This window comes from Bartonella sp. AA81SXKL, from assembly GCF_042196945.1.
Taxonomy (GTDB): domain Bacteria; phylum Pseudomonadota; class Alphaproteobacteria; order Rhizobiales; family Rhizobiaceae; genus Bartonella.
Genome location: NZ_JBHIRH010000056.1, coordinates 1 through 2,613, shown reverse-complemented (window position 1 = coordinate 2,613; position 2,613 = coordinate 1). Strand labels below are relative to the sequence as shown.

Sequence of the window (2,613 nt, the reverse complement as noted above, 5' to 3'; positions counted from 1 at the left end):
TTATCATAGTGTTGTGGAACAATCAGGCATCAAAGCGGGTGATGGCGGCTTTAATATCATAGTTAAAGACAAAACAACGCTGACCGGAGGCATCATTGCCAGCACCGCGCCGGCAGATAAAAACAGCCTGACCACAGGAAGCATTAGCACCAGTGATATCAGCAACAGTGCCCATGCTAAAGCCAGCAGCCATGGGTTTAGCATTTCTGGTGGCGGTGCTTTGCAACAGGGGAAATATGGCATCATAAAAAATATTGCTAAAAATGCTTTAAGTCATGGAAAAGCCAAGGATGGAGCAGAAGGGGAAACCAAATCTGCTATCAGTGATGGGACTATCATCCTTACTGATACAACTGGACAAAGGGCGATGGGGCAAGATGCTGGACAAATCATTGGCTCTCTCAACCGCAACACCGCTACAGCCCACCAAGCAGTAGAACAGCTAGATGTCGCATCGCTTGAGGGGATAGTACATAATCGCGTAGATATGATCAATGATTTATCGGATGAAGGATCTAATATCTTTGAACAGAGCTTTGTAAACATGTTTATCAAAGAGCATTATCTGGCTACTGTGGATCACGATGAAAATGGCAATGTGATCTATGCAAAAGATGAAAATGGAAATCCTATAAGAGACAGTCATGGAAACCCGCAGCCGCAATATCATTATTTAACGCCTGAAGAACAACAGAATTTACAAAAAGGTTCTGATGGCAAGGTTCATGTTTTTCTCAATGGTATTTTTACAACACCAGATGACGCAGCCCATAATGCGGTTCAGTTGGCTGATAACAAGAATGATCCACACTATTTTCTGATGTTCCCTCATAGCGATTCGTTCTTGGTAGATTTGTTCATTGCAGGGTATCAGTATGCTCTAGAAGGTAAGTTGGGTATTTTGACCAATTCGACGAAGAAGTACCAGAATCTGTTGTATAGCCTTGGCAATATAGGATTGCATACTGATGCGCATAGCCGTGGCAGTATGACAGCGGGCAATGGATCGCATGATTTAGAAAAGCATGGTGTTCATGGTATAGCAAAGAAAACAACGATTAATTTCTTTGGACCAGCTTATAATACTCAAAACATGGCAGATACGTTATATATCTTAAGTGATGGAAAGCAGGATTACGTAAACTTGGAAAATCATAAAAATGACTTTGTTGGTACAAAGATTGGCAAAAATCCTTACACTTTTGGGCAAATACCTCCTGGAAGTGGTCCTTGGAAAGAAGCATGGCAAATATTTAAGGGCTACCCCAGTGTCCATGCTTGTTATGGTAATGCAGGTTCAATATGTCGACAGGCTTATGGATTACCTAATCGTACGCCAATTTATTCAAAATATTCAGGAAGAAAAAAATGAAACAAATCTTGAAATTATTAAGTGGTCTCATTCTGTTAAATATTGCTGGATGTAACATCGACAAGCCTCCACCAGGAGTTTTGAGTGCATGGGAGAAACCAGGAGCAGATTTTACTGAGGTAGGAAAAGCATTGTTAGAATGTGGTATGCCAACCCCTTATGATGTTTTTCCAGAAAATAGAAAGCTAAGCATCAATGCAGAGGCTTCCATCGATGCTTGCATGATTCAAGCAGGATTCCGCTACAAATGGGGAGGACCATATTGGTGTTATACTTTTAGAGCTGAAAACCTTCCCATTTGTCGTCCAGGTGCTGTCATACCACAGCGCAGTGTCAAGAAGCGTTTGAACAGCCCTTTTTGTAAAAAGTATAAAAATGCACCTGAATGCCAGCCTTAAGTCTTGCTTCAGTAGAGAAAGCCTTGAATTTACACCAAATAAAGCACCAGGTTGATGAGTTTGAGAAAGCCTTGTCCGTCCTTACGTGATAAGGTTTTCTTTTTATGCCGCGTCGTTATAACGTTGCTGTTTTGCTTGTTCGATTACATTCAAAAGATCCGATTGTAACCAACGGGATAAAAAGCCAAATTTTAAAGGTTTTGGGAGAGAGCCATTGGTAACATGACGCCGGAATGTTGAAACACTCATATGAAGCAGTTTTGCACTTTCACGGTCTGTTAAAAGAATATCATTTTCTGTCATACTAAAATCCTTTCAAAAGTAAAAAAATGAGAACAAATCATAACTATTTATTAACCACATTTTGGTTCATTTTTGAAGGTATTTTATTTATAGAAAACAATATTTTATCATAGTTTTTCTGATGTGATAATTTATGACTCTTATTGAGAAAGAATGAGAGAAAAGAGAGCTAAAGTTATCCACAGATCATGGGGTTATTCACCCCATATCTTAAGATTGACCCGTGACATAAGCCGCCCATTTATCCATATAAACGCGGCGCTGTTCTAAATAGTCAGTCCGACGATAGGCACGCTCTACTTTACCGCCTACTGTATGACTTAGAATAGTTTCTGCGACTTCATAAGGGGCATCGGTTGTTTCAGCGAGCCAATCACGTAAACTAGAACGAAATCCATGGGGGCATGCCTCAATTTTATTGTCTCTCATATATTGAGCCATACAATTTGCAGCGAGGGGACCCCGACCTTTAGCAGAAAAAAAGAAATCATTACGAGAAAGCAATCGTGCTTGTTTTAAAATGTCTAATGCTTCAGTTGA

3 protein-coding genes and 1 pseudogene are annotated in these 2,613 nt (G+C 40.1%); 2 read left to right on the top strand and 2 right to left on the bottom strand.

Annotation, left to right across the window (positions count from 1 at the left end; genetic code table 11):
• Together ACFINZ_RS09335 and ACFINZ_RS09330 are read left to right on the top strand one after the other, a co-directional pair.
• Positions 1-1,372, top strand: a pseudogene (locus ACFINZ_RS09335) (filamentous hemagglutinin); the annotation flags it as partial.
• Positions 1,369-1,770, top strand: coding sequence for a hypothetical protein (locus ACFINZ_RS09330; RefSeq protein ID WP_375618845.1), 402 nt, complete (start codon positions 1,369-1,371; stop codon positions 1,768-1,770). The pseudogene ACFINZ_RS09335 and the gene ACFINZ_RS09330, both read left to right, overlap by 4 nt.
• Positions 1,771-1,872: 102 nt before the next feature.
• Here ACFINZ_RS09330 and ACFINZ_RS09325 read toward each other — a convergent pair whose 3' ends face one another.
• Together ACFINZ_RS09325 and ACFINZ_RS09320 are read right to left on the bottom strand one after the other, a co-directional pair.
• A complete protein-coding gene (locus ACFINZ_RS09325) occupies positions 1,873-2,073 on the bottom strand; it encodes an AlpA family transcriptional regulator (RefSeq protein ID WP_015856172.1) in 201 nt (66 codons plus the stop codon).
• 210 nt (positions 2,074-2,283) lie between these two features.
• A partial coding sequence (locus tag ACFINZ_RS09320; protein ID WP_375701382.1) for a tyrosine-type recombinase/integrase occupies positions 2,284-2,613 on the bottom strand: 330 nt, incomplete at its 5' end.

What these genes read in the sequence shown, in the direction of transcription:
- ACFINZ_RS09325 (WP_015856172.1), bottom strand. Translation starts at nt 2,073, where the DNA reads ATGACAGAAAATGATATTCTTTTAACAGACCGTGAAAGTGCAAAACTG.
- ACFINZ_RS09330 (WP_375618845.1), top strand. Translation starts at nt 1,369, where the DNA reads ATGAAACAAATCTTGAAATTATTAAGTGGTCTCATTCTGTTAAATATT.